The sequence below is a fragment of the Streptomyces sp. CB02261 genome (genome assembly GCF_001905665.1).
GTDB lineage: Bacteria > Actinomycetota > Actinomycetes > Streptomycetales > Streptomycetaceae > Streptomyces.
The window spans coordinates 90,073-116,779 of the sequence record NZ_LIVX01000011.1; the positions used below are offsets into that span (position 1 = coordinate 90,073).

Annotated in this window: 28 protein-coding genes and 1 pseudogene; 5 read left to right on the top strand and 24 right to left on the bottom strand. The window is 71.5% G+C overall.

The genetic code is table 11. The features are described from left to right. Positions 1-20 precede the first annotated feature (20 nt). The 4 genes from AMK29_RS30085 to AMK29_RS30100 all read left to right on the top strand — a co-directional run bounded on the left by AMK29_RS30085 (position 21) and on the right by AMK29_RS30100 (position 3,980). Entirely contained in the window at positions 21-527 is a 507-nt protein-coding gene (locus AMK29_RS30085) for an Lrp/AsnC family transcriptional regulator (RefSeq protein ID WP_073818980.1), read from the top strand. Continuing rightward, entirely contained in the window at positions 512-1,891 is a 1,380-nt protein-coding gene (locus tag AMK29_RS30090) for an aspartate aminotransferase family protein (protein ID WP_198942361.1), read from the top strand. Before AMK29_RS30085 ends, AMK29_RS30090 begins: the two co-directional genes overlap by 16 nt. A 233-nt stretch (positions 1,892-2,124) precedes the next feature. Then, positions 2,125-2,853 (top strand): ABC transporter ATP-binding protein, encoded by a 729-nt coding sequence (locus AMK29_RS30095; RefSeq protein ID WP_073818985.1) that lies wholly within the window; start codon positions 2,125-2,127, stop codon positions 2,851-2,853. Next, positions 2,835-3,980 (top strand): hypothetical protein, encoded by a 1,146-nt coding sequence (locus AMK29_RS30100; RefSeq protein ID WP_073818988.1) that lies wholly within the window; start codon positions 2,835-2,837, stop codon positions 3,978-3,980. The genes AMK29_RS30095 and AMK29_RS30100 overlap by 19 nt, the downstream gene beginning before the upstream one ends. Before the next feature lie 58 nt (positions 3,981-4,038). Here the strand turns inward: AMK29_RS30100 and AMK29_RS30105 are convergent, their stop codons facing one another. From AMK29_RS30105 to rpsB, 10 genes are all read right to left on the bottom strand, one after another. Next, on the bottom strand, positions 4,039-4,686 hold the full coding sequence (locus AMK29_RS30105; RefSeq protein WP_073818990.1) for a dihydrofolate reductase family protein: 648 nt from the start codon (positions 4,684-4,686) through the stop codon (positions 4,039-4,041). A gap of 69 nt (positions 4,687-4,755) precedes the next feature. After that, positions 4,756-5,790 (bottom strand): ABC transporter ATP-binding protein, encoded by a 1,035-nt coding sequence (locus AMK29_RS30110; protein WP_073818992.1) that lies wholly within the window; start codon positions 5,788-5,790, stop codon positions 4,756-4,758. Continuing rightward, a complete protein-coding gene (locus tag AMK29_RS30115) occupies positions 5,790-7,403 on the bottom strand; it encodes an ABC transporter permease (protein ID WP_073818994.1) in 1,614 nt (537 codons plus the stop codon). The genes AMK29_RS30110 and AMK29_RS30115 overlap by 1 nt, the downstream gene beginning before the upstream one ends. Before the next feature lie 38 nt (positions 7,404-7,441). Beyond that, positions 7,442-8,536, bottom strand: a complete 1,095-nt coding sequence (locus AMK29_RS30120) for a thiamine ABC transporter substrate-binding protein (RefSeq protein WP_073818996.1) — start codon at positions 8,534-8,536, stop codon at positions 7,442-7,444. 221 nt (positions 8,537-8,757) lie between these two features. Next, entirely contained in the window at positions 8,758-9,864 is a 1,107-nt protein-coding gene (gene rlmN, locus AMK29_RS30125; RefSeq protein ID WP_073818998.1) for a 23S rRNA (adenine(2503)-C(2))-methyltransferase RlmN, read from the bottom strand. Positions 9,865-9,945: 81 nt separating this feature from the next. Then, positions 9,946-11,049 (bottom strand): phosphatidate cytidylyltransferase, encoded by a 1,104-nt coding sequence (locus tag AMK29_RS30130; RefSeq protein ID WP_073819001.1) that lies wholly within the window; start codon positions 11,047-11,049, stop codon positions 9,946-9,948. Then, positions 11,049-11,606 carry a ribosome recycling factor gene (gene frr, locus AMK29_RS30135; protein WP_073819003.1) on the bottom strand — a complete coding sequence of 186 codons (558 nt, stop codon included), beginning with the start codon at positions 11,604-11,606 and terminating at the stop codon, positions 11,049-11,051. Before frr ends, AMK29_RS30130 begins: the two co-directional genes overlap by 1 nt. 94 nt (positions 11,607-11,700) lie before the next feature. Then, entirely contained in the window at positions 11,701-12,468 is a 768-nt protein-coding gene (gene pyrH / locus AMK29_RS30140) for a UMP kinase (protein WP_073819239.1), read from the bottom strand. 164 nt (positions 12,469-12,632) lie between these two features. Continuing rightward, positions 12,633-13,469 (bottom strand): translation elongation factor Ts, encoded by an 837-nt coding sequence (gene tsf, locus AMK29_RS30145; protein WP_030551002.1) that lies wholly within the window; start codon positions 13,467-13,469, stop codon positions 12,633-12,635. A 103-nt stretch (positions 13,470-13,572) separates the two neighbouring features. After that, on the bottom strand, positions 13,573-14,478 hold the full coding sequence (gene rpsB, locus AMK29_RS30150; RefSeq protein ID WP_073819005.1) for a 30S ribosomal protein S2: 906 nt from the start codon (positions 14,476-14,478) through the stop codon (positions 13,573-13,575). Positions 14,479-14,734: 256 nt separating this feature from the next. Here rpsB and AMK29_RS30155 point away from each other — a divergent pair, with 256 nt between their 5' ends. Beyond that, complete coding sequence (locus tag AMK29_RS30155; protein WP_073819007.1) at positions 14,735-15,184, top strand: M23 family metallopeptidase; 450 nt, start codon at positions 14,735-14,737, stop codon at positions 15,182-15,184. A 22-nt stretch (positions 15,185-15,206) separates the two neighbouring features. On the opposite strand, the gene AMK29_RS30160 is transcribed toward AMK29_RS30155, so the two are convergent. The 14 genes and pseudogenes from AMK29_RS30160 to rimM form a co-directional block, all read right to left on the bottom strand. Next, entirely contained in the window at positions 15,207-15,773 is a 567-nt protein-coding gene (locus AMK29_RS30160; protein WP_073819010.1) for a TetR/AcrR family transcriptional regulator, read from the bottom strand. Positions 15,774-15,827: 54 nt separating this feature from the next. Continuing rightward, positions 15,828-16,664, bottom strand: a complete 837-nt coding sequence (gene whiG / locus AMK29_RS30165) for an RNA polymerase sigma factor WhiG (protein ID WP_073819012.1) — start codon at positions 16,662-16,664, stop codon at positions 15,828-15,830. Positions 16,665-16,903: 239 nt separating this feature from the next. Further along, positions 16,904-18,094, bottom strand: coding sequence for a DNA-processing protein DprA (gene dprA / locus AMK29_RS30170; RefSeq protein WP_073819014.1), 1,191 nt, complete (start codon positions 18,092-18,094; stop codon positions 16,904-16,906). Then, positions 18,091-19,713 carry a YifB family Mg chelatase-like AAA ATPase gene (locus AMK29_RS30175; protein ID WP_073819015.1) on the bottom strand — a complete coding sequence of 541 codons (1,623 nt, stop codon included), beginning with the start codon at positions 19,711-19,713 and terminating at the stop codon, positions 18,091-18,093. Before AMK29_RS30175 ends, dprA begins: the two co-directional genes overlap by 4 nt. 1 nt (position 19,714) lies before the next feature. Further along, positions 19,715-20,116, bottom strand: coding sequence for a YraN family protein (locus tag AMK29_RS30180; RefSeq protein WP_073819017.1), 402 nt, complete (start codon positions 20,114-20,116; stop codon positions 19,715-19,717). A gap of 121 nt (positions 20,117-20,237) precedes the next feature. Next, positions 20,238-20,546: a DUF2469 domain-containing protein gene (locus AMK29_RS30185; RefSeq protein WP_005311352.1), complete on the bottom strand. Its 309-nt coding sequence runs from the start codon at positions 20,544-20,546 to the stop codon at positions 20,238-20,240. Positions 20,547-20,601: 55 nt separating this feature from the next. Further along, a complete protein-coding gene (locus AMK29_RS30190; protein WP_073819019.1) occupies positions 20,602-21,141 on the bottom strand; it encodes an NUDIX hydrolase in 540 nt (179 codons plus the stop codon). After that, positions 21,138-21,905, bottom strand: a complete 768-nt coding sequence (lepB, locus tag AMK29_RS30195; RefSeq protein ID WP_073819021.1) for a signal peptidase I — start codon at positions 21,903-21,905, stop codon at positions 21,138-21,140. Before lepB (AMK29_RS30195) ends, AMK29_RS30190 begins: the two co-directional genes overlap by 4 nt. A gap of 71 nt (positions 21,906-21,976) precedes the next feature. Continuing rightward, the gene (lepB, locus tag AMK29_RS30200; RefSeq protein WP_443334084.1) at positions 21,977-22,828 is read right to left on the bottom strand and encodes a signal peptidase I; all 852 of its coding nucleotides are present in this window, start codon (positions 22,826-22,828) and stop codon (positions 21,977-21,979) included. Then, positions 22,825-23,876 (bottom strand): annotated as a pseudogene (lepB, locus tag AMK29_RS30205) (signal peptidase I). Before lepB (AMK29_RS30205) ends, lepB (AMK29_RS30200) begins: the two are co-directional and overlap by 4 nt. Next, a complete protein-coding gene (lepB, locus tag AMK29_RS30210; RefSeq protein WP_073819026.1) occupies positions 23,869-24,675 on the bottom strand; it encodes a signal peptidase I in 807 nt (268 codons plus the stop codon). The pseudogene lepB (AMK29_RS30205) and the gene lepB (AMK29_RS30210) overlap by 8 nt, the downstream one beginning before the upstream one ends. Positions 24,676-24,744: 69 nt before the next feature. Continuing rightward, positions 24,745-25,095: a 50S ribosomal protein L19 gene (gene rplS, locus AMK29_RS30215; protein ID WP_015036473.1), complete on the bottom strand. Its 351-nt coding sequence runs from the start codon at positions 25,093-25,095 to the stop codon at positions 24,745-24,747. A gap of 129 nt (positions 25,096-25,224) precedes the next feature. Then, the gene (trmD, locus tag AMK29_RS30220; RefSeq protein ID WP_073819027.1) at positions 25,225-26,046 is read right to left on the bottom strand and encodes a tRNA (guanosine(37)-N1)-methyltransferase TrmD; all 822 of its coding nucleotides are present in this window, start codon (positions 26,044-26,046) and stop codon (positions 25,225-25,227) included. Beyond that, positions 26,043-26,600, bottom strand: a complete 558-nt coding sequence (rimM, locus tag AMK29_RS30225) for a ribosome maturation factor RimM (RefSeq protein ID WP_073819029.1) — start codon at positions 26,598-26,600, stop codon at positions 26,043-26,045. The genes trmD and rimM overlap by 4 nt, the downstream gene beginning before the upstream one ends. Positions 26,601-26,707 lie beyond the last annotated feature (107 nt).

Sequence of the window (26,707 nt, forward strand, 5' to 3'; positions counted from 1 at the left end):
TTGCACGACTGACAATCTCGGTGCACAGTGAACCCGTGGCCAGTCGAAGCACAGACTCCAGAACCGGAACCGGTTCGTCCCCGACGATCGACGCCGTCTCCCTGGCGATCATCGAACAGCTCCAGGAGGACGGTCGCCGTCCCTACGCGGCGATAGGCAAGGCCGTCGGCCTCTCCGAAGCCGCCGTGCGGCAACGCGTCCAGAAGCTGCTCGACCAGGGCGTCATGCAGATCGTCGCCGTCACCGACCCCCTCACCGTGGGTTTCCGACGGCAGGCGATGGTGGGCATCAACGTCGAGGGTGACCTTGATCCGGTCGCGGAGGCACTGACGGCCATGGCCGAGTGCGAGTACGTGGTGATGACCGCGGGCTCCTTCGACCTCATGGTGGAGGTCGTCTGCGAGGACGACGACCACCTGCTGGATGTGATCAACAAGCGCATCCGCACCCTCCCCGGCGTGCGCTCCACCGAGAGCTTCGTCTACCTCAAGCTCAAGAAGCAGACCTATATGTGGGGAACTCGATAACCGTGACCCAGGACCTCTCCAAGACCGCGTACGACCACCTGTGGATGCACTTCACCCGCATGTCCTCGTACGAGAACTCGCCCGTTCCCACCATCGTGCGTGGTGAGGGCACCTACATCTTCGACGACAAGGGCAAGCGCTACCTCGACGGTCTCGCGGGTCTCTTCGTGGTCAACGCCGGACACGGCCGCCAGGAGCTGGCCGAGGTCGCGTACAAGCAGGCCCAGGAGCTCGCGTTCTTCCCCGTGTGGTCGTACGCGCACCCCAAGGCCGTCGAGCTCGCCGAGCGCCTCGCCCACTACGCCCCGGGCGACCTGAACAAGGTCTTCTTCACCACCGGCGGCGGAGAGGCCGTCGAGACCGCCTGGAAGCTCGCCAAGCAGTACTTCAAGCTGCAGGGCAAGCACACCAAGTACAAGGTCATCTCGCGTGCGGTCGCCTACCACGGCACCCCGCAGGGCGCCCTGTCGATCACCGGCCTGCCGGCTCTGAAGGCCCCCTTCGAGCCGCTGGTCCCCGGCGCGCACAAGGTGCCGAACACCAACATCTACCGCGCCCCGATCCACGGCGACGACCCCGAGGCCTTCGGCCGCTGGGCCGCCGACCAGATCGAGCAGCAGATCCTCTTCGAGGGCGCCGACACCGTCGCGGCCGTCTTCCTGGAGCCGGTGCAGAACGCCGGCGGCTGTTTCCCGCCGCCGCCCGGGTACTTCCAGCGGGTCCGCGAGATCTGCGACCAGTACGACGTGCTCCTCGTCTCCGACGAGACGATCTGCGCCTTCGGCCGCCTCGGCACGATGTTCGCCTGTGACAAGTTCGGCTACGTGCCCGACATGATCACCTGCGCCAAGGGCATGACCTCGGGCTACTCCCCGATCGGTGCCTGCATCATCTCCGACCGCCTCGCGGAGCCGTTCTACAAGGGCGACAACACCTTCCTCCACGGCTACACCTTCGGTGGCCACCCGGTGTCGTCGGCGGTCGCCATCGCCAACCTCGACATCTTCGACAAGGAAGGGCTGAACCAGCACGTCCTCGACCAGGAGGGCAACTTCTTCGACACCCTGAAGAAGCTGCACGACCTCCCGATCGTCGGCGACGTCCGCGGCAACGGCTTCTTCTACGGCATCGAGCTCGTCAAGGACAAGGCCACCAAGGAGTCCTTCACGGACGAGGAGACCGAGCGCGTCCTGTACGGCTTCCTCTCCAAGGCGCTGTTCGAGAACGGCCTGTACTGCCGTGCCGACGACCGTGGCGACCCGGTCATCCAGCTGGCCCCGCCGCTGATCGCCGACCAGGGCACCTTCGACGAGATCGAGGGCATCCTGCGCTCGGTGCTCACCGAGGCGTGGACCAAGCTCTGACGGCCCCGCAGCATCACGCCGCCCTCACGGCGTGACCCCCGGCCCGGGCATGCCGCCATCCGAGTGGATGGCGGCGGACCGGGCCGTGTGCTGTCCGTACAAGCGGATCTGAATCCTTACGGTGCATCCCTGGCCGTGCCCTGGATCCTCACGGAGCCAGTGACCGACAGGCCCGTCTCTTCGTTCCCCCGGACGAGGGAACACAGATCGGATCCGACATCGAGGTGTACGCGATGGCCCCACCGGACAACGACGTGCTCTGGGCGCGTTCCCTGCACTGCGCCCTGGGCGGTACGGACGCGCTCAGCGGCGTCTCCCTGGGCGTCCGCGAAGGCGAGATCCTCGCCCTCGTCGGCCCGCGCGGCAGCGGCAAGACCACACTCATGCGCTGCCTGTCCGGCCAGCTCCTGGCCCAGCAGGGCGAGGTCTGGTTCAACAGCAGTCCCGTGCACACCCTGGGCCCCGCCGCGCGCGAAAGGCTCCGGCGCGACCGCTTCGGCTGGATCGACCCGGAACCCGGACTCGTCCCCGAGCTCACCGGCTGGGAGAACACCGCCCTGCCGCTGCTGCTCCGCGGCGTCTCCCACCGGGCCGCGAAGACCGCCGCCATGGAATGGCTGGAGCGCCTCGACATCGGCGCCTGCGCCCGGAAGCGCCCGCACGCCCTCACCCGACCCGAGCGCCAGCGGATCGCCACCGCCCGTGCCCTGGTCACCACCCCCTCGGTGCTGTTCGCAGACGAACCCACCGCCACCCTGCACCGGGCGGAGGGCGCCCAGCTCCTGCGCACCCTGACGGCCGCCGCCCGCTCGCACGACATCACCGTGCTCCTCGCCACCCACGACGGCGAGGTCGCCGCCCTCGCCGACCGCACGGTCGCGCTCCTCGACGGACGCAGGGTCGGCGCCGTACCCCCGGCGTCAGGGGCGGAGGGCGTCGCGGCGTGCTCGCTCTCCGTCTAGCCCGCGGGGCACACCCCCTCGTCCTGACCCGCCGACTCCTCGTCGCCGCCGCGGCGGCGGGGGTGGGCTTCCTCCTCCTCTGCACCCTGGGGTACGCCGTCGGGCACCCCGAGCGTTCCTCGGCGTCGGTCCTGCGCCTGCTCTGGTGCGCCCTGCCGCTGGCCGCCACCGTCCAGTTCGCCGTCGCCGTGGCCCGCACCGACCCCAGCACCCGCCCCCGGCCCGGGCTCTCAGCGATCGGCCTCGGCCCCGCCCGGCTCACGGCCATCGCCGCCGCCTCGACCGCCGTCGCCTGCACGCTCGGCTCCATGGTCGCGCTGCTGTTCTACCTGCACCTGCGCGGCGACATCACGGGGCTGCCCTTCGACGGGGCCGCCGCGGAACTCCTCGCCGCCGACCAGCCGATCCCGCTGGCCGCCGCCCTCACCCTGCTCGCCGTGCTGCCCGTCACCGCCGCCACGGCCGCGGGCCTGGCGCTGCGCCCACGGCCGGCACCCGCCGAACCGGAGGGCGCGGAGAAGCCGATGCCGTCCGGGCTGCCCTGGGGCGTCGCCCTGATCGCGGTCGGCCTGGCGGTCGAGACGTACGCGGGCCAGGGCGGAGGCGGCGACGGCCTCCCGCTGCCGGGCCGCTTCGACGGCAACCCTGTGGGCGTCCTGGCCGGCTGGGTCCTCACCGCCTGCGGCCTCGCGATGGCGGGCCCCGGCATCACCCATGGCTGCGGCCGTCTCCTCCAGGCCGTCCGGCCGGGCGCCACCCGGCTGCTCGCGGGTCGGGTCCTGACGGACGAGGCCCGCCGTATCGGCCGGCCCCTCGGCGTGGTGAGCGCGGTGTTCTCCTGCGGCCTCGCGGCGGCGAGCCTGCACGGGGCCGGCTCCGGCGCCTTCGGTCCCCTCACGGGCCTGGGCGCGGTCCTGATCCTGGCCTGCACCACCGCCACCCTGATGACCGCGGCCCTGGAGTCCCGGCAGAGCCGCGCCCACATCACCGAGGCCCTGCTCCGAATCGGGGCCCCGCCGACGGTGCTCCGCTCGGCCGCTTGGATGCGCGCGGGCGTCCTGCTGGCCGTCTTCCTGCCCCTGACCTGGATCGTGGCGGAACTCGCGGCGCTCCCGCTCAGGGGCTGAAGCCGGCGAGAGGGCCCGGAGCGACCCCGGCCGGGCCGGGGTCGCTCCGGGCCCCGGCTCACCTGCGCCAGAACAGGTGGTGCGTCACCTTGCCGCTCGGGCTCGGCACGACATCACGGTGGAACCGGTCGAGCAGTTCGTCGGGCGACTCCCAGAGCCGTGCCCCGGACCCGAGCTTCATGGGTGAGACCGCCACGTGCAGGGTGTCGACGAGATCGGCGTCGAGGAACTCCCGGATGGTGGTGGCCCCGCCGCCGAGGCGGACGTCCTTGTCCCCCGCCGCCTCCCGTGCCATGGCGAGGACCTCGACCGGGTCCGCGTCGACGAAGTGGAACGTGGTGTCCCCGAGCGTGAACGAGGGACGGGGGTGGTGGGTCAGGACGAACACCGGCGTGTGGAAGGGCGGCTCCTCACCCCACCAGCCGCGCCACTCGTGGTCCTGCCAGGGCCCGCGCTGGGGCCCGAACTTGTTGCGGCCCATGATCTCGGCGCCGATGTTCCGGGGGTAGTCCCGCGTCAGGTAGTCGTCGAGACCGCGGCTGCCTCCGGGTTCGCTCCGCATGGGCCAGCTCGCCGTGGCACCGGCCCAGGAGAACATCTCGCCCGGGTCCGCGTGCCCGAAGGGCCGCTCCAGGCTCTGGCCCTCACCGGCACCGAAGCCGTCGGACGAGACGTTGAAGTTCTGGACTCTGAGCAGCTGACCCACGGTGGTTCCTCCGGAGCGGTCGACGAGGAGACGACGGAACAACCAGAAGACCCCTCCCGCGGGCGGAACTCATCGCACGCGCCACGGCGTGTCGTCGCCGAGCACCACGACGTCCTCCGCCCGGAAGGCCACCCCCACCTCGGCCCCCTCCGCCGGGACCTCCCGCAGCGGGAGCTCGGCCTCCAGCGTCGGGCCCTCCGCCGGGCGGAGGCGTACCGCCACATGGCTGCCGCGGAACGTCCGGGACTCGACCCGGCAGCTCAGGCCCCCGGCCTCGATCCGTACCCCGCCCGGCCTGACCAGGAGCCGCCGCTCGCCCTGCGGCGCGTCCGCCGGCACCGGGACCTTCCCCCACACCGTGTCCGCGACCGTCCCGCTCACCCGCGCCGCGACCACGTTGTCGAAGCCGAGGAAGCGGGCCACGAACTCCGAGGCCGGCCGCGACCACACCTCGACGGGCGCACCCGACTGGGCGATCCGCCCGTCCCGCATGACCACGACCCGGTCCGCGAGCGCGAAGGCCTCGCCCTGGTCGTGGGTCACCGCGAGGACCGTCGTCCCCAGGCGCCCGAACAGCTGCCGCAGCTCCACCACGAGCCGCTCCCGCAGTCCCCGGTCCAGCTGGCCGAGGGGTTCGTCCAGCATGAGCAGCCGGGGCCGGGGCGCCAGGGCGCGGGCCAGTGCCACCCGCTGCTGCTCGCCGCCGGACAGCGCGGCGACGGACCGCCGCTCGGCGCCCGGCAGACCGACGAGGTCGAGCAGCTCCGCCACCCGTCCGGTCTGTTCGGCGCGGCCCGCCCCCCGCATCCGCAGCCCGAAGGCCACGTTGCCGCCCACGTCCCGCTGCGGGAACAGCTGGTGGTCCTGGAACATCAGGCCGACCCCGCGCCGGTGCACGGGCACCCCGTCCTGGTCGGCGCCGCCGAGCAGGACCCGGCCGCGGTCGAGCGCCTGGAGCCCGGCGACGGCCCGCAGCAGCGTGGACTTGCCGCTGCCGCTCGGCCCGAGGACGCACACGATCTCGTGGTCGGCGACCTCCAGGTCCACGGCGTCGAGCGCGGCCCGCTCCCCGAACCGTACGGTCGCCCCGTCGAGTCTCAGCATCAGAACTCCCCGGAGGTGCGGTCGGTCCGGACCCGTTCGATCAGCAGCAGGGACACCGCGCACACCACCATGAGGATCGTCGAGAGGGCCATCGCCTGGCCGTAGTTGAGTTCGCCGGGCCGCCCCAGGAGCCGGGCCACCGCCACCGGGAGCGTCGGGCTGTCGGGCCGGGCGATGAACACCGTCGCGCCGAACTCGCCGAGCGAGACCGCGAAGGCGAACCCGGCGGCGATCAGCAGCGCCCGCCGCACCAGCGGCAGGTCCACCTCACGCCATGCCCGCCACGGCGAGGCGCCGAGCACGGCCGCCGCCTCCCGCAGCCGCTCGTCGACCGCCCGCAGCACCGGCAGCATCGTCCGCACGACGAACGGGACCCCGACCAGGGCCTGCGCCAGGGGCACCAGGATCCAGCTGGCCCGCAGGTCGAACGGCGGTTCGTCGAGGGTGATGAGGAAGCCGAAGCCGACGGTCACCGCGGACACCCCGAGCGGCAGCATGAGCAGCGCGTCGAAGCCGCGCACGAGCCGCCCCGCGCGCCGGGTGAGCGCCGCCGCCGCGAGCCCGCCGATCAGCACCGCGATGCCGGTGGCGGCCACCGCGTACCGCAGCGAGTTCCCGATCGCCTCCAGGGGCGGTACGAGGAAGGTGCCGGACTCGTCGAGCGAGCCGAGCGCCCGGTAGTAGCCGAGCCCGTAGCCGCCGGGCCCGGCGAAGGAGCGTTCCACCAGCACGCCCAGCGGCAGCAGGATCAGCAGCGCCACCGAGACGAGGACGCCTCCGAGCAGCGCCCACTGTCCGACCCCGCGCGGCCGCCGCGCGGTCCGCTCCGGTGGTACGAGCCGCAGGGCCGTCTCCCGCCTCCGTACCGTCCGGGCGTGGACGGCCAGGATCGCGCCGACCGCCACGAACTGGACGAGGGTCAGGACGGCGGCCGTCGGCAGGTCGAGCAGCCGCGCGGTCTGCCGGTAGATCTCCGCCTCCAGGGTGGAGTACCGGTTCCCGCCGAGGATCTGCACGACGCCGAAGGAGGTGAAGGTGAAGAGGAAGACCATCAGGGCGGCCGCCGACACCGCAGGGACGAGGGCGGGCAGCGTCACCGTCCGCCAGGCCGTCCAGCGCGAGGCGCCGAGCACCCGGGCGGCCTCCTCCTGGCGCGGGTCCAGCTGGGACCAGAGCCCGCCGACGGTCCGTACGACCACGGCGTAGTTGAAGAAGACGTGCGCGAGGAGGATCGCCCACACGCTCGTGTCGAGCCGCAGCCCCCACAGCTCGTCCGTCAGCCCGCCCCGGCCCACGAGCGCCAGGAACGCCGTGCCGACCAGGACCGTCGGCAGTACGAACGGCACCGTCACCACGGCCCGCAGCACGCCCTTGCCGGGGAAGTCGAAGCGGGCGAAGACGTACGCCCCGGGCAGCGCGACGAGCAGCGTCAGCGCCGTGGAGGCGAGCGCCTGCCAGGCCGTGAAGCCGAGCACGTCGAGGATGTCCGGCCGGCTCAGCGTGTCGCCGATCCGCCCGAACCGCCAGGTCCCGTCGGGCCTCAGCCCGCGCTCGACGATCGAGGCCACGGGCCAGGCGAAGAAGACCCCGAAGAACGCGACGGGCAGGGCCATGAGCCCCAGCCGCGCCGCGCTCCCCCGGCGGTCGCGCCCTACTTCAGGACGAGCGACGACCACTGCTGGATCCACGCGTCACGCTTCTCGGCGATCTTCTCCGGCGCCATGGTCTCCGGCTTGGCGACGACCACGCCGTGCTTCGTGAACAGCTCCGGCAGGGCCGCGTCCTTCGCGACCGGGTTCACGAACATCTGCAGCGGCATGTCCTCCTGGAACGTCTTCGAGATCAGGAAGTCGATCAGCGCCTTGCCGCCGTCCGGGTTCTTCGCCCCGTCCAGCAGGCCGGCGAACTCGGTCTGCCGGAAGCAGGTGCCGGTGGAGACGCCGGTGGGCGCCACCTTGGGCTGCGGCTCTCCGTACAGCACCTCGACCGGAGGGCTGGAGGCGTAGGACACCACGAGCGGCCGGTCGCCCTTGGCCTGCTTGCCGCCGGCCGAGCCGGAGAACTCCTGGTTGTAGGCGAGCTCCCAGCTGTCGACGGTCTTCACCCCGTTGGCCTTGAGCTTCGACCAGTAGTCCTGCCAGCCGTCGTCTCCGTACTTCGCGGCCGTACCGAGGAGGAAGCCGAGGCCCGGGGAGGAGCGCTCGGGGTTCTCGACGACGAGCAGGTCCTTGTACGCCGGCTTCGCCAGGTCGTCGAAGGTCTGCGGCGGCGCGAGCTTCTTGTCGGCGAAGTACTTCTTGTCGTAGTTGACGCAGATGTCGCCGGAGTCGATCGGCGTGACCCGGTTCTCCTTGTCGAGCCGGTACTCGGCCGGGACGCGGTCCAGGCCCTTCGCCTCGTACGGGACGAAGATGCCGTTGTCGAGGGCGCGGGAGAGCAGGGTGTTGTCGACGCCGAAGAAGACGTCACCCTGAGGGGAGCCCTTGGTCAGGATCTCCTTGTTGACGGCCTCGCCCGCGTCCCCGCTCTTGAGGACCTTGACGGTGAGACCGGTCTTCTTCGTGAACTCCGCCAGCACCTCCTTGGAGGCGTTGAAGGAGTCGTGGCTGACGAGCGTCACGGTCTTGGGGGCGGGCGCGCCCGACGTGCCCGCGCCGTCGCGGACGTCCTCCGTGCCGCAGGCGGCGAGGGTGCTGACGCCCAGCGCGGCGACGAGCGCGGCGGCAGCCGTCTTCTTGGTGCTCACTGAGATTCCTCCTGGGTATGACCAGGAAGAGACGCGGCCCCGCCCGCGACCGGCGGACCGGACGCGGGCAGGGCGCAACAGCTTGAGTTACGACCGAACTTCCTACCCAGAATGACCTGGGCGAGGTTCAGAGGGTCTGCGGTCTGACGGACACCGCACTCTCAGCGCTGTGGCGCTCCCCTGTCGGAATATGGAGATGTGTTCGAGCTCAGAGTACAAGCTCAGCGTTCGGCGGCGGCCAGCTGTCCACAGGCACCGTCGATCTCCTGACCTCGGGTGTCCCGCACGGTCACCGGGACGCCGTGGCGCGCGATGGCCTCGACGAAGGCCTTCTCGTCCTCGGGACGGGAGGCGGTCCACTTCGAACCGGGCGTCGGGTTCAGCGGGATGAGGTTGACGTGCACCCGTCGGCCCTTGAGGAGCCGGCCGAGGAGGTCGCCGCGCCAGGCCTGGTCGTTGATGTCCCGGATGAGCGCGTACTCGATGGAGATCCGGCGCCCGGACTTCTCCGCGTACTCCCAGGCCGCGTCGAGGACCTCTCGCACCTTCCAGCGCGTGTTCACCGGCACCAGGGTGTCCCGCAGCTCGTCGTCCGGGGCGTGCAGCGAGACGGCGAGACGGCACTTGAAGCCCTCGTCGGCGAAGCGCAGCATGGCCGGCACCAGGCCGACCGTCGAGACGGTGATCCCGCGCTGGGAGAGGCCCAGACCGTCCGGCTCGGGGTCGGTGAGCCGCCGGATGGCGCCGACGACCCGCTTGTAGTTGGCGAGCGGCTCGCCCATGCCCATGAACACGATGTTGGAGAGCCGCGCCGGTCCCCCGGGCACCTCCCCGTCGCGCAGGGACCGCATGCCGTCCACGATCTGGTGCACGATCTCGGCGGTCGACAGGTTCCGGTCGAGGCCGGCCTGCCCGGTCGCGCAGAACGGGCAGTTCATCCCGCAGCCGGCCTGCGAGGAGATGCACATGGTCACCCGGTCCGGGTAGCGCATGAGCACCGACTCGACGAGCGTGCCGTCGTGCAGCCGCCACAGGGTCTTGCGGGTGGTGTCGTCGTCGCACGAGATGTGCCGCACCACGGACATCAGATCGGGCAGCAGCTCCCCGGCGAGCTTCTCCCGCGCGGAGGCCGGGATGTCGGTCCACTCGGCGGGGTCGTGCGCGTACCGCGCGAAGTAGTGGGTGGACAGCTGCTTGGCGCGGAAGGGCTTCTCGCCGATCGCGGCGACGGCCTCCTTCCGCTCGGCGGGCGTGAGGTCGGCCAGGTGCCGCGGCGGCTTCTTGGCTCCGCGGGGGGCGACGAAAGTGAGTTCTCCGGGCTTGGGCATGGTGATACCAGTGTCGCAGAGATACGAAGGAGGGCCCGCCGCCCCGGGGGACGACGAGCCCTACTCGTGAGGAACCGCAGGTCAGGCGGTTCCGACGAACAACGCGAGCAGCAGCCAGACCACCGGTGCCGTCGGCAGCAGCGAGTCGAGGCGGTCCATGATGCCGCCGTGGCCCGGCAGCAGCGTGCCCATGTCCTTGATGCCCAGGTCACGCTTGATCATCGACTCGCCGAGGTCACCGAGCGTCGCGCTCGCCGCCACCGCGAAACCGATGATCAGGCCCTGCCACCAGGCCCCGTCCTCGATCAGGAACTCCATGCACAGCGCGCCCGCCGCCATCGCGAACGTCACCGCGCCCAGCAGACCCTCGCGGGTCTTGCCGGGGCTGATCCTCGGAGCCAGCTTGTGCTTGCCGAAGCGCCAGCCGATCGCGTACGCCCCGGTGTCGCTGACCACAGTCAGGAGCAGGAAGGTCAGCACCCGCTGCGGGCCGTCGCCGGCGGTCAGCAGCAGCGCCACGAAGGTCGCAAGGAACGGCACGTAGAACGCGGCGAACACACCCGCCGTGACGTCCTTCAGATAGCCCTCGGGAGGCTCCGTCATCCGCCACACGAGCACCGCGAGCGCCGTCAGCGCCATCGCCACCCAGGCGCCCTCGGCACCCCGGACGTAGCCGGCGACGACCATCGCCGCGCCGCCGACCGCGAGCGGGACCAGTGGAGCCTTGATCCCCTTGCGCTCCTGGAGGCGGGAGGTGAGCTCCCAGAGACCGACCACCACGGCGACCGCTATGACCCCGATGAACGCGGCCTTCCAGACGAACAGCGACGCGATGATGACGGCGCCGAGACCGACCCCCACCCCTATGGCGGCGCCCAGGTCACGCCCCGCGCTCTTCTTCGGCCGTGGCGCCTGCGGCGCGGGCGGCGGAGGCGGGGTGGGGCGGTGCATGGGCTCCTGCGGGTGCTCGTGCGGCGTCTCGTCACGGAACAGGGGACCGCTCGGGTGAGCGGCCCCCCGTCCATGACCGTCCTGGAATCCGCCGGCGGGAACGTCGGGCACGATGGGCATGGGCCGAGTCTGCGCCGCCTGATGCCGATCGTATGCGGGACCCGCCGGGGCGGGCCCCTGGTCGGGTCCCCTACGGCCGGAACCGGCCGGGGCCCCCCAGGAAGAGTCGTTCATCAGACCTCGAGCAGCTCGGCTTCCTTGTGCTTGAGCAGCTCGTCCACCTGCGAGACGTACTTCGCGGTGGTGTCGTCGAGCTCCTTCTCGCCGCGGCGGCCCTCGTCCTCGCCGACCTCGCCGTCCTTGACGAGCTTGTCGATGGTCTCCTTGGCCTTGCGGCGCACCGAGCGGATCGAGATCTTCGAGTCCTCGGCCTTGCCCTTGGCGACCTTGATGTACTCCCGGCGGCGCTCCTCGGTCAGCTCGGGGAAGACCACCCGGATGATGTTGCCGTCGTTGCTCGGGTTGACGCCGAGGTCCGAGTCCCGGATCGCCTGCTCGATGTTGCGCAGCGCGCTCTTGTCGAACGGGGTCACCACGGCCATCCGAGGCTCCGGGACGGAGAAGGACGCCAGCTGGTTGATGGGGGTGATGGCACCGTAGTAGTCCGCCACGATCTTGTTGAACATCGCCGGGTGCGCACGGCCGGTGCGGATCGCGGCGAAGTCCTCCTTGGCGACCACGACGGCCTTCTCCATCTTCTCCTCGGCCTCGAGGAGGGTCTCTTCGATCACCACATGCTCCTGCGTGTCGTCGCGTTGTGTCCTGCACGGTGTACGACCGGCAGGGCTCTGTCCATCCCCTTGCGGGGCGGTTCCCCGGTTCGGGTCAGGCCCGGGTGCCCTGGTCGCTCACGAGCGTGCCGATCTTCTCACCCTTCACCGCGCGAGCGATATTGCCCTCGGTGAGCAGTTCGAAGACGAGGATCGGGAGGTTGTTGTCCCGGCACAGGGTGATGGCGGTGGCGTCGGCGACCTTGAGGTCACGGGCGAGCACCTCGCCGTACTCCAGTGCGTCGAACTTGACCGCGTCGGGGTTGGCCTTCGGGTCGGAGTCGTAGACACCGTCCACGCCGTTCTTGCCCATGAGCAGGGCCTCGGCGTCGATCTCCAGGGCACGCTGGGCGGCGGTGGTGTCCGTGGAGAAGTACGGCATGCCCATGCCCGCACCGAAGATGACCACGCGGCCCTTCTCCAGGTGGCGCACGGCGCGCAGCGGGATGTAGGGCTCGGCGACCTGGCCCATGGTGATGGCGGTCTGGACGCGTGAGTCGATGCCCTCCTTCTCCAGGAAGTCCTGGAGGGCGAGGCAGTTCATCACGGTGCCGAGCATGCCCATGTAGTCGGAGCGGGCCCGGTCCATGCCGCGCTGCTGGAGTTCGGCGCCGCGGAAGAAGTTGCCGCCGCCGATCACCACCGCGATCTCCGCGCCGTCGCGGACGACCGCCGCGATCTCACGCGCGATGGCGTGCACGACGTTGGGGTCGACACCCAGACCGGTACCGCCGGAGAAGGCCTCTCCGGACAGCTTCAGCATGTAGCGCCCGGCCGTCCTGCCGTTGTTGTCGTCGCCCTGATGTACGGCGCCCTGGTTCATGGAGATCTCCTCGTGCACATACGAAGGAGGCCATTGCCTTGGGTCCTCGCGGTTTCCCGTACGGCAATGGCCTCCTGTCAGATCTGCGGTCGTCCTGCGCGTGCGCGGACGACTGCCTCAGACCCTACCGGGGGGTCCGGCGTCCGTCGCGTTCGCGTACGGACTCAGATGCCGACCTTGATGCGGGTGAAGCGCTTCAGGGTGACACCGGCCTCGTCCAGGATCTGCTGGACGGACTTCTTGTTGTCAAGGGCGTACGGCTGACCGAGCAGCGTCGCGTCCTTGAAGAAGCCGTTCACGCGACCCTCGACGATCTTCGGGAGCGCGGCCTCGGGCTTGCCCTCGGCGCGGGTGGTCTCCTCGGCGACGCGACGCTCGGTCTCGACGACCTCGGCCGGGACGTCCTCACGGGTGAGGTACTTCGGCGCGAAGGCGGCGATGTGCTGGGCGATGCCCTTGGCGACGGCGGCGTCGGCCTTGTCGAACTCGACGAGGACACCGATCTGCGGCGGGAGGTCCGGCATGGTGCGGTGCATGTACGAGAAGACGAAGCCGTCGGCGTACTGCGCGAAGCGGTCCAGGACGATCTTCTCGCCAAGGTTGGCGTTGGCCTCGTCGACGAACGCCTGCACGGTCTTGCCGGCCTCGATCTCGGAGGCGAGCAGCGCGTCCAGGTCGGCCGGGGAGGTGGCGGCGACGTGGGCGGCGAGCTTGTCGGCGACGGCCTGGAACTTGTCACCCTTGGCGACGAAGTCCGTCTCGCACTTCAGCTCGACGAGGACGCCGGAGGTGTTGTCGTCGGCGATGAGGGAGACCACGGCGCCGTTCTCGGCGGAGCGGCCCTCACGCTTGGCGACACCCTTCTGGCCCTTGATGCGCAGGGCCTCGACGGCCTTGTCGACGTTGCCGTCGGCCTCGTCGAGGGCCTTCTTGCAGTCCATCATGCCGGCGCCGGTGAGCTCGCGGAGCTTCTTGACGTCAGCGGCGGTGTAGTTCGCCATGAGTCTGTTTCTCTCTCGAAGTCTGAAAGATCGGGCGGGTCTACGGGTGGACGGCGGGGGCTTCGTGGGCCCCCGCCGTCATCACCCGAAGGGTCCTGAAGGGTCAGGCCTGCTCGGCGTCCGCGGCCGGGGCCTCGGTGGCCTCGGCGGCGGCCTCGGCCGGAGCCTCGGTGGCCTCGGCGGCGGGCGCCTCGGCGGCGGCGGGGGCCTCGGCAGCCTCGTCGGCCTTCTTCTCACCCTCGAGCAGGTCGCGCTCCCACTCGGCGAGCGGCTCGCCCTGGGCCTTCTCGCCCGGCTTCGAGTCGCCGGTCGCGGCGCCGGAGCGGGCGATGAGGCCCTCGGCGACGGCGTCGGCGATCACGCGGGTGAGCAGGGTGACGGAGCGGATCGCGTCGTCGTTGCCCGGGATCTTGTAGTCGACCTCGTCGGGGTCGCAGTTGGTGTCGAGGATCGCGACGACCGGGATGTGGAGCTTGCGCGCCTCACCGACGGCGATGTGCTCCTTCTTGGTGTCGACGATCCAGACGGCGCTGGGCACCTTCTGCATCTCGCGGATGCCACCGAGGGTCTTCTCCAGCTTGGCCTTCTCGCGCGAGAGGACCAGGAGCTCCTTCTTGGTGAGGCCGGAGGCGGCCACGTCCTCGAAGTCGATCTGCTCGAGCTCCTTGAGGCGCTGCAGACGCTTGTAGACGGTGGAGAAGTTGGTGAGCATGCCACCGAGCCAACGCTGGTTGACGTACGGCATGCCGACACGCGTCGCCTGCTCGGCGATGGCCTCCTGGGCCTGCTTCTTCGTACCGACGAACATGATGGAGCCGCCGTGCGCGACGGTCTCCTTGACGAACTCGTAGGCGCGGTCGATGTACGACAGCGACTGGAGCAGGTCGATGATGTAGATGCCGTTGCGCTCGGTGAAGATGAAGCGCTTCATCTTCGGGTTCCAGCGACGGGTCTGGTGACCGAAGTGGACGCCGCTCTCCAGCAGCTCCCGCATCGTGACGACGGCCATGGCCGTATCTCCTTGGGTTTCTCGGTTATGTCCTGACGCCCCGACGCGCCGTGCCACGAGGGACCGAAAGGCGCTGCCACCGACCGGTGAGGGCTGGGTGGCGGGGCGTGCGAAGTCGACCCGGTGACCCGGGTCGCCATAGGAAGTGTACGGGACCCCGGGAGCGGCGGGTGACGGCGCTGTCCACAAGCTGCGGGTGGTCCACAGAAACCGTGTGCGAACGGTCAGGCCCGGTCACTCCGGGGAGCCTGCTGCCATGCATCTCATGGCACTGATCCTCACCCTCGGGCTGCTGTGGCCCGTGGGTCCGCCGCCGCCCGTGATCGTCCGCGGCTGGCAGCCCCCGGCCGGGCCGTACGCCGCCGGGCACCGCGGCGTCGACCTGGCCGCGCCCCCGGGCACCACGGTGCTGGCGCCGGCGGCCGGGACGGTCACCTTCGCGGGCCCGGTCGGCGGCCGGGGCGTCCTCACCCTCACCCTGCCGGGTACGGGCACTCCCCCGCTCAGGACGACCTTCTCCCCGGTGACCCCGTCGGTGCGGGCGGGCACCACGGTCCGTGCGGGCACCCCGATCGCCCGGGTGTCACCGGGCGCGCACTGCCCGGAGAGCTGTCTCCACTGGGGCCTGCTCCGTGGCGACGTCTATCTGAACCCCCTGGTCCTGACCAGGAGAGCCCCTTCGCGCCTGCTGCCGACGGGCGGATGACCGGGGACGGGCGCGGGGGTGGTCAGGCCGGCGGGCCGTCGACCCCGTGGAGGGCCATCGTGACCGCCGCCTCGGCGATCTCCGTCGGGTTCTCCGCGGCGCCGAGTTCGATACGGCGGACCGCGGCGTCCACGACGCCCTGGAGAAGCATGGCGCCGAGGCGGGGCTGGGGCTGACCCAGCGCGGCGAGGGCTTCGACGATCATGGCGACGAGGCCTCCGTGCGCCGCCCTGATCTTCTCGCGGGCGCCGTCGTCGAGCTCGCTCGCCGAGATCGCGACGACCGCGCGGTGACGTCGGTCCCCGACGAGCTGCAGCTGCGTGCGGACGTACGCCTCGACCTTGCCCTGCGGGGTGTCGGCCGCGTCCATCGCGGCCTCGACCTCGGCGGCCCAGACGGGGAAGTCGACGGCGCACAGCTCCTCGACGACGGCCGCGCGCGATCGGAAGTACTCGTACACCGAGGAGCGGGCCAGGCCCGTGCGCTCGGCGAGTGCGGGGAAGGTCAGCGCCTCCGTACCGCCCTCGGACAGCAGGGAACGCGCGGCGTCCAGGAGGGCGCCGCGCTGCATCGTCCGGTGCTCGGCCACCGAGGCCGCTCGAATCCTGGGCACGGCTCCACTGTACGACCGGACCGCGCCGGGTCAGCGTCCGACGTCGGCCAGCTTGGCGCGGAGCTGGAGGACGGACTTGGTGTGGATCTGGCTGACGCGGCTCTCGGTGACGCCGAGGACGTGGCCGATCTCGGCGAGGGTCAGGCCCTCGTAGTAGTAGAGCGTGACGACGGTCTTCTCCCGCTCGGGGAGCGTGTTGATGGCACGGGCGAGCAGTCGGCGCAGCTCGCGGTCCTCGGCGACCTCGACGGGGTCGTCGGCGGCGGTGTCCTCGAGGGTGTCCATCAGGGAGAGCCGGTCACCGCCTTCGCCGCCGACGTGGAGCAGCTCTTCCAGGGCGACCACGTTCGCCAGCGACAACTGGCTGAAAACAGCGTGCAGTTCCTCCAGCGTGACGTCCATCTCCGCGGCCACCTCGCTCTCGGAGGGGGTGCGCCTGAGCTGGGCTTCGAGGGTCGCGTAGGCGCGCTCGACGTTGCGGGCCTTCTGGCGGACGGAGCGGGGGATCCAGTCGAGGGCGCGGAGCTCGTCGATCATGGCGCCGCGGATGCGGGTGATCGCGTACGTCTCGAACTTGATGGCCCGCTCGACGTCGAACTTCTCGATGGCGTCGATGAGGCCGAAGACCCCGGAGGAGACGAAGTCGGCCTGCTCCACGTTGGACGGCAGGCCGACGCTGACACGGCCGGCGACGTACTTGACGAGGGGCGAGTAGTGCAGGATCAGCTGCTCCCGCAGGCGCTCGTCGCCCGTGTCCTTGTACGACCGCCACAGTTCGTCGAGGGAGGTCGGTGCGGGTGGTCGCACGGTGCCCCGGGCTGCTGGGGGCACCGCAGCGCGGTCAGACCCGGAGGTGTGCTGGGGCATGCGTTGCCTTGAGCCGTTCTGCTGTCGGGTACGTCGGTGGAAGCGTCCTGGACGGAATCCTGGTGAGCGTAGCGTGAGTGCGCGGTCGCGGTGCGCGAACATCGGCGGATCGCGCCGGTCCGGGTGGACGCCGTCGGCCACATCTTCGAACCCGGGCCGTGGCGCGTGTCGGCCCCTCGGGCGCGGCCGAGAGAACTCGGTTGGTCATCGCCATCACCTTTTCACCCGAATGCGCCAGGTCAAGCACCGCCTCGCCGCGCGTTCGACGCCGACGTGCCGGGCCGCGTCAACTCCCAGCCGTCACCGTGCCGTTCGACGAAGCCGAGCGAGTGGAGTTCGTACAGCCTGGCGAGGGTCTCGTCTGGGGTGGTCCCGGCGCGGCGGGCGATGACGGTCGTGGGGGTGGGGCCGCGGGCGGGGACGGCCTCCAGGACGTGCGCCGCCGCGGGCGCGAGGAGGTCGCGGGGAAGGACGGGTCCCCGGCGCGTCGGGGCGAGCTGGCCCATGTCGCCGACGAGTTCGACGATCTCGTCGGCGTCGGTGACGAGGGTGGCGTCGCCGCGCAGGAGTTCGTGGACGCCCGCGGAGAGTGCGCTGGTGACGGGGCCGGGGACGCCCATGGTGTGGCGTCCGAGCCGGGCGGCGGCGCGGGCGGTGACGAGCGAGCCGCTGCGGTGCTGGGCCTCGACGACGACGGTGCCCCGGGTGAGGGCGGCGATGACGCGGTTGCGGGTGATGAAGCGACTGGGGGTGGGGTGGCTGTCGGGCGGCAACTCACCGATGACCAGGCCCTGTTCGGTGATGCGGCGGATGAGCTGGTCGTGGCCGCGGGGGTAGGGGGAGTCGACGCCGCAGGCGAGGACGGCGACGGTGGCCCCGGCGGCGGCGAGGGCGCCGCGGTGGGCGGCGCCGTCGATGCCGTAGGCGGCTCCGGAGACGACGACCCAGCCCTTGCGTGCCAGGCCGGTGGCGAGGTCGGCGGCGGTGTGGGCGCCGTACGGGGTGCAGGCTCGGGCGCCGACGAGGGCGACGGAGCGCAGGGCCCAGGTCCGCAGGTCGGCGGGGCCCCTGACCCAGAGGCCGACGGGGCGGGCGTCTTCGAGGTCGTCGAGTTGACGGGGCCACTCGGTGTCGCCGGGGACGAGGAAGCGGCCGCCGAGGTCCTGGATGGTGGCGAGGTCGCGGTCCGGGTCGGCGGCGGTGGCGCGCAGTCGCCAGGAGGCGACGCGTTTCTGTCCGGTGCCGGGAAAGAGGTCGTCGTCGGCCGGGCCCCCGGAAGGGGAGGCGTCGGCGGTGTGGAGGAGCCGGTCGAGGAAGCCGGTGGCTCCGTAGCGCCGGAGCCAGCGTCCGGCGTGCTCGTCGCCGGGCTCGACGGCTCGGCTGAGGGTGGCGCGGGCCTGTCGTTCGTCCGGGGCGGCGGGGAGGTTCATGCCCGCTCCCCCGCTCCGACGGGCACGCCGCGGGTGATGCCGGTGCGCAGTTCGAGGGCGAGGGCGATGTCCTGGCTGTCGGGCCGGTCGTGTCCGGCGAGGTCGGCGACGGTCCAGGCGACGCGGAGCACGCGGTCGAGGCCGCGGGCGGTGAGGAGGCCGCGCTCGATGTCGCGCTCGGCCGCGGCGAGGGCTCCGGGCGCGGCGAGGTAGCGGGTGCGCAGCTCGTGCCCGGGGATCTCGCTGTTGACGGTCCAGGGGGTGTCGGAGAGGCGGGCGGCGGCGCGGGCGCGGGCTTCGCGGACGCGGGCCGCGACGGTGGCGCTGCTCTCGCCCCGGTCGCCCTGGCCGAGGAGGTCGGCGCGGGTGACGGGTTCGACCTCGACGCGCAGGTCGACGCGGTCGAGGAGGGGCCCGGAGAGGCGCGCCTGGTAGCGCCGGACGAGCGAGGCCGGGCATTCGCAGCCGGCGCCCTGCAGGCTGTGCCGTCCGCAGGGGCAGGGGTTGGCGGCGAGGGCGAGGAGGAAGCGGGCGGGGAGCCGTACGACGCCGGCGGCGCGGGCGATGACGACGTGCCCGGATTCGAGGGGTTGGCGGAGGGCGTCGAGGGCCTTTCCGGAGAACTCGGGGGCTTCGTCGAGGAACAGGATGCCGCGGTGGGCCAGCGAGACGGCGCCCGGCCTGGGGAGTCCGTTTCCGCCGCCGACGAGGGACTGCATCGTCGCGGAGTGGTGGGGCGCGCAGTAGGGGGCGCGGTGGACCAGGGGCTCTCCGGGCGGGAGGATCCCGGCGACGGAGTGGACGGCGGTGACCTCCAGGGACTCCTGCCGGGTGAGGGGCGGGAGGATGCCGGGGAGGCGCTCGGCCAGCATGGTCTTCCCGGCGCCGGGTGGGCCGGAGAGCAGCAGGTGATGGCTGCCGGCGGCGGCGACCTCCAGGGCGCGGCGGGCGCGGTGCTGTCCGGCGACGTCGGCGAGGTCGGGGCCTCCGGCGGGGTCGGTGGGGTCGGAGGCGAGGCCGGTGCCGATGCCCGCGCCGGGGACGAGGAGTCCCGCGAGCATGGCGTCGGGGCGGCCTTCCTCCACGGGTTCCTCCGCGGGGACGGGTTCGTCGGTGAGGACGGCGATGAGTTGGCGGAGGCTGCGGACGCCGAGGACGGACACCCCGGGGACGAGCGCGGCCTCGCCCGCGGTCTGTTCGGGGACGACGACCTGGCGGTATCCGGCGTCCGCCGCGGCGAGCACGGCGGGCAGGATGCCGCGGACGGGCCGGACGCGTCCGTCGAGGCCGAGCTCGCCGATGAGGACGAGGTCGGCGATGGCGCGCGGGTCGATCCGCTCGGCGGCGCCGAGCACCGCGGCGGCGACGGCGAGGTCGAATCCCGAGCCGCCCTTGGGGACGGACGCCGGGCTGAGTCCGACGGTGAGCTTCTTCTGCGGCCAGTCGGCGCCGGAGTTCACGACGGCGGCGCGGACCCGGTCGCGGCTCTCGCTGAGGCTCTTGTCGGGGAGGCCGACGAGGGTGAAGGCGGCGACGCCCGGTTCGAGGTCGGCCTGGACCTCGACGACGACGCCTTCGACGCCGACGAGGGCGACGGAGCAGGTGCGGGCGAATCCCATCTCAGGCCACCCCCTGGGCGTGGGTGAGGACGGGGGCGCCGCGGCGGGGCAGGACGATGCCGACGAGGTCGATGCGGATGCCGCCGAGGGGCGCCGTGGTGCCGTTGCGGTCGAGCCAGCAGGAGGCGAGGCGGCGGAGCCGGTCGGCCTTCCGGGGCGTGACGGCGGCCATGGGGTGTTCGAAGGAGCCCAGGCGCCGGGTCTTGACCTCGCAGATGACGAGGGTGTCGCCGTCGCGGGCGACGATGTCGATCTCGCCGGTCCGGCCGCAGCGCCAGTTGCGGGCGAGGATGTGCATGCCGGCCGCGGTGAGCCGGCGCGTGGCCAGCTCCTCCCCGTACCGTCCGAGTGCCCGGGTCGTCCGGACCGTGCTGCCGCTGTTCCTGTCGGTCGTGTGCGTCATGCGGTACCACCTCCGTCACCGACTGTGACGGGTGGCGGGGGTCCGCGTGCGGGGCTGTGGACGGGCCGGGGTCCTGTGGACAACGGCCTCACCCGTGGGGGTGAGGAGCCGTTCGACGGTCTCAGCTGCCGGGGAGTTCGAGGTCGCTCTTGTTGAGCTCCTCGATGTTCACGTCCTTGAAGGTGAGGACGCGGACCTGCTTGACGAACCTGGCGGGCCGGTACATGTCCCAGACCCAGGCGTCGGCCATGCTGACCTCGAAGAAGACCTCGCCCTGGACCGAGTGCACCTGCATCTCGTAGTCGTTGGTGAGGTAGAAGCGGCGCTCGGTCTCGATGACGTATTTGAACAGCCCGACGACGTCGCGGTACTCCCGGTAGAGCTTCAGCTCCATCTCGGTCTCGTACTTCTCGAGGTCCTCGGCGCTCATGGCATGTTCCCCTTCAGCCGTGCGTCCCCCTATTGTGCGCCAGTCGAACGCGCCCCTAAACGATTTCCGGGGCGAGAACCACCGGTGCACTCGGAGGTCCCTCGTCGAGCAGCGTGCGCAGCAGCTCGGCGAGTTTGGTCGGGTACACCGTCTCACGCGCCGCCGACAGTTCGGCGTAGGTCCACCATCTGAGGCCCGCGAGGCTGCGGTTCTCCAGCTCGGTGAGGGCCCGTGGCCTGGGCGCGGCCTCGGTTCCGCGGGTGCGGGCCAGGTAGTACCACTCGTCCTGGTCCCAGCGGCGCCCGGCGAAGGGGAACGAGCAGTGCCGCTTCCAGAGCACGGGCCCGAGGTCGACGTCGGTGATGCCGGTCTCCTCGGCGAGCTCGCGCAGCGCCGCCTCAGCGCGGGTCTCGGCGCCCTCCAGACCGCCGCCGGGAGTGAACCACCAGGAGTCGGCCGGGTCGTCCGGCTCGAACCCGTGCAGGAGCAGCACACGGTCGTCGGGGTCGAGGAGCACGACCCGCGCGACCCGTCGCCGGACGGTCGCCGGGTCCGGCTCCGGGCCTTGCGCAGGCGGCGCGTCGGCATCCGTCATGAGCCCACCTTCTCCCGTTCCCCGGCCCGCCGTCCCGCCGGGCGCCGCTTCGCGAGGAAGCGGGCCACCGGGCCGTACGCCCCGCCGGCGAGGACCAGGAGGCCGCCGGCCGCGATCGCGGTGAGGAGGGGCCGTACGGGTCCGGGTTCGGAGATCCCGCCCGGGAGCCCCGCGAAGCCCGTCGGACGGTCCAGGAGGCCCTTGGCGGGCCAGACGACGGCGTCGACCCTTGCGACGACCGTGGAACGGGGCACGGAGCCCCGGCCGGCCTCGTCGAGGTGCGTACGGGAGTCGAGCGACGTGTACCGGTCGTCACCGAGGAGGAAGAGGTTGCCCTCGGGGACGGTGACGGAGAAGTCCTGGCCGGAGGCGACGGTGCGGCCGCCCGGTCCCGGCCTCAGATAGGGCTCGTGGACGGGCGTGCCGTTCACGGTGAGCCGGCCGTCCCGGTCGCAGCAGGCGATGGTGTCGCCGCCGACGGCGGCGACCCGCTTGACCATGGGCGCGCCGCCCCAGAGCGGATCGGTGAAGACGACGACGTCTCCGCGCCGCACCTCGTCGCCGTCGACGCGCTGGGCGAGGATCTTCGATCCGACGTCGAGGGTGGGGGTCATGGAGTCGGTGGGGACGGAGTAGGGCTGGTAGAGCACGGCCCCCCAGACGAAGCCGCCGAGGAAGAGCACACAGCCGACGGCCACGGCCAGCCCCGACAGCACGCTGCCGAGGCGGCCGTGGCCGCCCTGGGTCCGTATGTTTCCGCTCATCTGCGCACCCCGTAGGTCTGTCGGCGGACCGTGGGTCTCTCCACGGTCCGGGACGGCACCCTACCCGTGGGTCACCGCGCTGCGGTATGCCGTACGGCGAGCTTCTTGCGGCGCCACAGCACCAGCGGGAGCGCTCCGGCGAGGCCGGCCGCGCCGACGGGCGCGGCGGTCATCGCCTGGTCGAGACCGGGCTGGTCGAAGACCTCGGGGATCGGGAGCGTGGCCCAGCGGGTGACGGGCCAGGCGATCACGACGGCACGGCCCACGACCTCGTCGTTCGAGACGGTGCCACCGCCCGGGAGCTGCTGGTGGAAGCGCGAGTCCAGCGAGTTCTGGCGGTTGTCGCCCATGACCCAGATCCGGCCCTCGGGGACCTTGATGGGACCGAAGGAGTCCTGGCAGGGGACGGAGCCGGGGTACAGGTAGGCGGACTCGTCCAGCGGCTTGCCGTTGAGGACGACCTTGCCGCCCTCCTTGCAGGACACGGTGTCCCCGCCGACGGCGATGACGCGCTTGATGAGGTCCTTCTCCTCGGCGGACGGCATGAGGCCGATGAAGCTGAGGAACTTCTGCACCACGTTCGGCGTGGGCGTCCTCTGGCCTTCGAGCCAGCCGCCCGGGTCGTGGAAGACGACGACCTCGCCGCGCTCGGGCTCGGAGCCGAACCAGGGCGTCAGTTTGTCGACGAGGACGCGGTCACCCTTCTGGAGGGTGTTCATCATCGATTCCGAGGGGATCGAGAACGCCTGCACCAGGAAGGTCTTGATCAGCAGGGCGAGCACCAGCGCGATGCCGACGAGGAGGGGCAGTTCCTTCCAGAAGGAACGCTGCTTCTTGGGGCCGCTGCCGGGACCGTCCGCCGCGTCGTCGCCACCACCCGGCTCGCTGCCGCTCGGCGGCCGCGCCTGCTCGTCATCCGTCACGTCGTCACCCGTCGTGTCATCGCCGAAGGCCCCGCCGGCCCTCTTGTCGGGCTCATCGTGTCCGGATCGTGCGCCGACGGCCAAATCCCCCACATCCACTCCTCAGTCCGTGCGATCGCCCGCCCCGGGTCAGGGACAGGCCCACCACTCCCATAACGAGCAGAAGTTCCGCAGGGGTCGGGAGCCCGGGGAATCCGTTCAGATTCCGCTGGGACACACTATGCGAAGGACCGGGCGCCGCCCCGGTCCCCGTGGGGGCGTCCGGTACGGCGGCGAAGGCCTCCCGCTCCTCCAGGCGCCGCCAGTGCCCGACGGGCCAGGCGATCACCACGGCACGTCCCACGACCTGCTCCTCGGAGACGGTGCCGTGGTCCTTCTCGTCGAGGTGGAAACGGGAGTCGGCCGAGTCGGAGCGGTGGTCGCCCAGGACGAAGATCCGCCCCTGCGGCACCTTCACCTCGAAGGGGATGGTGGACGGCTGGTTCCCCGGGTGCAGGTACGGCTCGTCGAGCGGAACGCCGTTGACGGTGATCCGCCCGTCCTCGCCGCAGCAGCGGACGGTGTCCCCGCCGACGGCGACGACCCGCTTGATCAGGTCCCGGTCGTCGGCGGACGGCAGCAGCCCGATGAAGGTGAGGGCCTGCTTGGCCTGCTTGACGCCGACCGGGTCGTCGGCGGGCGGCGTGGCCTCCTGCTGGAGCCAGTTGCCGGGGTCCTTGAAGACGACCACGTCACCGCGCTGCGGGCGGGAGCCGAACCAGGGGGTGAGCTTGTCGACGAGGACCCGGTCGGAGATGCGGATCGTCTGCTCCATGGAGCCGGACGGGATGACGAACGCCTGGACCAGGAAGGTCTTCAGGACGAGCGCGATGAGGACGGCCACCGTGATCAGGATGGGGATCTCGCGGATCGCGGAGCGCTGTCGGCGCCGCTTGACCTTGCGCGCGAGCCTGCGCCGCTCGGCCCGTCCCGGCAGGGCCGGGCCCTGTCCCGCGGTCTGCTCGGCTGCGTGGTCCGGTCCGCCGGGCGGCCGTCCCCGGCTACCCATGGGCTCCCGCCCCGTGTCCGCCGGCCGGCGCGGCCGGTACGGCGCCGAAGGCGTCCGTCGCGGGAACGGTGGACCAGCGGCCGAAGGGCCAGGCGATCCAGTCGGCGCGTCCGACGACCCTGTCGACGGGCACCATCCCGCCGCCCGGACTGCCGAGGTGGTCCCGGGAGTCGCTGGACTGGCTGCGGTGATCGCCCATGACCCAGAGCCTGTCCTGCGGGACGACGATGTCGAAGGGCACGCTGGAGGGCCGGTCGCCGGCCATGACGTACCACTCCTCGACGGGGACGCCGTTGACGGTGAGCCGGCCGTCCTTGTCGCAGCAGATCACCCGGTCGCCGCCGATGCCGACGACCCGCTTCACGAAGTCCGTCTCGTCGGGTTCCGCGAGGCCGAGGGCGGCCGCCCCGTCGTGCAGGAGTCCGGTCACCGGATTGCCCCGCGGCTGCTCCCGTACGAAGGAGCCCGTGCCGTCGAAGACGACGACGTCGCCCCGGGCCGGCTCCCCGCCGAAGCGGTACGCCAGCTTGTTGACGATGATCCGGTCGCCGACCTGCAGCGTGGGCTCCATGGAGCCGCTCGGGATCAGGAAGGGCTGCACCACGAAGTGGCTCAGGAGCATCACGAAGGCAACGCACGCGGCGCCCACGAAGGCCGTGCGCCGCCAGGAGGGCGCGGTCCCGGCGGCCGACGCCTCGTCCGGCGCGGGCCCGTCGTCCCCGGAAACGCGCGCGGAGCGCGACCCTCCCTCCGGATCGGAAGAGGGGTCGCGCTCCGTGTGCTGTGCTTCGGTGTCCATCGGGGGCAGAGCCTATCCGGCCTGCCTGTGCGAGGACTCGCAAGCGTCGAGCGTGCCGGGAGCCGAAGCTCAGCGGTCGCGCTTCTCCTTGATCTTGGCAGCCTTGCCGCGCAGCTCGCGCAGGTAGTAGAGCTTGGCGCGACGGACGTCACCGCGGGTCACGAGCTCGATCTTCTCGAAGATCGGGCTGTTCACCGGGAAGGTGCGCTCGACGCCGACGGAGAACGAGACCTTGCGGACCGTGAAGGTCTCGCTGACGCCCGAACCCTGGCGGCGGATGACGACACCCTTGAACTGCTGGATACGGGAGCGGTTGCCCTCGATGACGCGCACGTGGACGTTCACGGTGTCGCCGGGACGGAAGGCGGGGAGGTCGGAGCGGAGCGAACCCGCGTTGACCTGGTCGAGCAGGGAGGCCATGGAGGTCTCTTTCCTCGCTGATGCCACAGGTCATCAGCGGTACGTTCGTAGATGATTCGGAGCGTCGTCCGCTCCTGGCGGCGTCGTTCCCCCTGTGGCAGGGGCGCGCGCCGGACGGACGACAGCGGCCTATTGTTCCACGTCGTCGAGCTTGCGCCAAAATCGGCCGCCGGGCTCGGGTGCCCAGCCCATCATCGAGAGGATCTCGCGGTCCTTCTTGTCGAAGGCGGCGGGGTCGCAGCGCTCGATGAGATCCGGCCGGTGGGCGGCGGTGCGCCGGAACGCCTCGTCGCGCCGCCAGCGGGCGATCTTGCCGTGGTGCCCGCTGAGCAGGACGTCGGGGATGCCCCGGCCGCGCCACTCCGGGGGCTTGGTGTAGACGGGGCCCTCCAGGAGGTTGGCCATGGCCCCGGGGGCGAAGGAGTCGTCCCGGTGGGACTCGGCGTTGCCGAGGACGCCGGGCAGGAGCCGGGCGACCGCCTCGGTGACGACGAGGACGGCGGCCTCGCCGCCGGCCAGGACGTAGTCGCCGATGGAGACCTCGTAGACCGGCATCCGGGTCGCGTACTCGTCCATGACCCGGCGGTCGATGCCCTCGTAGCGGGCGGGGGTGAAGATCAGCCAGGGCCGCTCGGAGAGCTCGACGGCGAGTTCCTGGGTGAAGGGCCGGCCGCTGGGGGTGGGGACGACGAGGACCGGGCCGTGGGCACCGCCCTCGTAACCGTCGGCGAGCGTCTGGTCGAGCGCGTCACCCCACGGGTCGGTCTTCATGACCATGCCGGGGCCGCCGCCGTAGGGGGTGTCGTCGACGGTGTTGTGCCGGTCGTAGGTCCACTCGCGCAGGTCGTGGACGTGGACGTCCAGCTGCCCCCGCGCGCGCGCCTTGCCGACCAGGGAGACGTTCAGCGGTTCGAGGTACTCGGGGAAGATCGTGACGACGTCGAGCCTCATGCGTCGTCACCCGCCTCGGCGTCCCGGGAGGAGACGATCTCGGCGCGGTCGTCGATCAGGCCGGGCGGCGGGTCGATGACGGCCCGCTGCTCCTCCAGGTCGATCTCGGTGACGATCTCCGAGACGAACGGGATCATCAGCTCGGTGCCGTCGGGACGCTCGACGATGAAGAGGTCCTGCGAGGGCAGGTGGGAGATCTCGGTGATCCGCCCGATCTCGGTGCCGTCGGCGAGGACGACGTCGAGGTCCATCAGCTGATGGTCGTAGTACTCGTCCTCCTCCTCGGGCATCTCGGTGGGGTCGACCTCGGCGATGAGGAGGGTGTTGCGCAGGGCCTCGGCGCCGGTGCGGTCACGGACGCCCTCGAAGCGCAGCAACAGCCGGCCGCTGTGCACCCGGCCGGTCTCGATGGTCAGCGGCCCGATCGCGGCCGGGTCGGTGAGCAGCACGGCACCGGGACCGAGCCTCAGCTCCGGCTCGTCCGTCCGCACCTCGACGGTGACCTCGCCCTTGATGCCGTGGGCGCGGCCGATCCGCGCGACTACCAACTGCACTGCTCCACACTCTCCTGTCACACAGCTCGTACGCCAGAGACGACGACGGGCCGGGGCGGGCTCGTAAGCCCTCCCCGGCCCGTGCCGGCACATCATTCAACCGATGT

Coding starts and splice junctions, on each gene's coding strand:
- AMK29_RS30095 (WP_073818985.1), top strand. CDS start 2,125: ATGGCCCCACCGGACAACGACGTGCTCTGGGCGCGTTCCCTGCACTGC.
- AMK29_RS30110 (WP_073818992.1), bottom strand. CDS start 5,790: ATGCTGAGACTCGACGGGGCGACCGTACGGTTCGGGGAGCGGGCCGCG.
- AMK29_RS30115 (WP_073818994.1), bottom strand. CDS start 7,403: ATGGCCCTGCCCGTCGCGTTCTTCGGGGTCTTCTTCGCCTGGCCCGTG.
- rlmN (WP_073818998.1), bottom strand. CDS start 9,864: ATGCCCAAGCCCGGAGAACTCACTTTCGTCGCCCCCCGCGGAGCCAAG.
- AMK29_RS30130 (WP_073819001.1), bottom strand. CDS start 11,049: ATGAACGACTCTTCCTGGGGGGCCCCGGCCGGTTCCGGCCGTAGGGGA.
- pyrH (WP_073819239.1), bottom strand. CDS start 12,468: ATGAACCAGGGCGCCGTACATCAGGGCGACGACAACAACGGCAGGACG.
- tsf (WP_030551002.1), bottom strand. CDS start 13,469: ATGGCGAACTACACCGCCGCTGACGTCAAGAAGCTCCGCGAGCTCACC.
- rpsB (WP_073819005.1), bottom strand. CDS start 14,478: ATGGCCGTCGTCACGATGCGGGAGCTGCTGGAGAGCGGCGTCCACTTC.
- AMK29_RS30155 (WP_073819007.1), top strand. CDS start 14,735: ATGCATCTCATGGCACTGATCCTCACCCTCGGGCTGCTGTGGCCCGTG.
- whiG (WP_073819012.1), bottom strand. CDS start 16,664: ATGCCCCAGCACACCTCCGGGTCTGACCGCGCTGCGGTGCCCCCAGCA.
- dprA (WP_073819014.1), bottom strand. CDS start 18,094: ATGAACCTCCCCGCCGCCCCGGACGAACGACAGGCCCGCGCCACCCTC.
- AMK29_RS30175 (WP_073819015.1), bottom strand. CDS start 19,713: ATGGGATTCGCCCGCACCTGCTCCGTCGCCCTCGTCGGCGTCGAAGGC.
- AMK29_RS30180 (WP_073819017.1), bottom strand. CDS start 20,116: ATGACGCACACGACCGACAGGAACAGCGGCAGCACGGTCCGGACGACC.
- AMK29_RS30185 (WP_005311352.1), bottom strand. CDS start 20,546: ATGAGCGCCGAGGACCTCGAGAAGTACGAGACCGAGATGGAGCTGAAG.
- AMK29_RS30190 (WP_073819019.1), bottom strand. CDS start 21,141: ATGACGGATGCCGACGCGCCGCCTGCGCAAGGCCCGGAGCCGGACCCG.
- lepB (WP_073819021.1), bottom strand. CDS start 21,905: ATGAGCGGAAACATACGGACCCAGGGCGGCCACGGCCGCCTCGGCAGC.
- lepB (WP_073819026.1), bottom strand. CDS start 24,675: ATGGACACCGAAGCACAGCACACGGAGCGCGACCCCTCTTCCGATCCG.
- rplS (WP_015036473.1), bottom strand. CDS start 25,095: ATGGCCTCCCTGCTCGACCAGGTCAACGCGGGTTCGCTCCGCTCCGAC.
- trmD (WP_073819027.1), bottom strand. CDS start 26,046: ATGAGGCTCGACGTCGTCACGATCTTCCCCGAGTACCTCGAACCGCTG.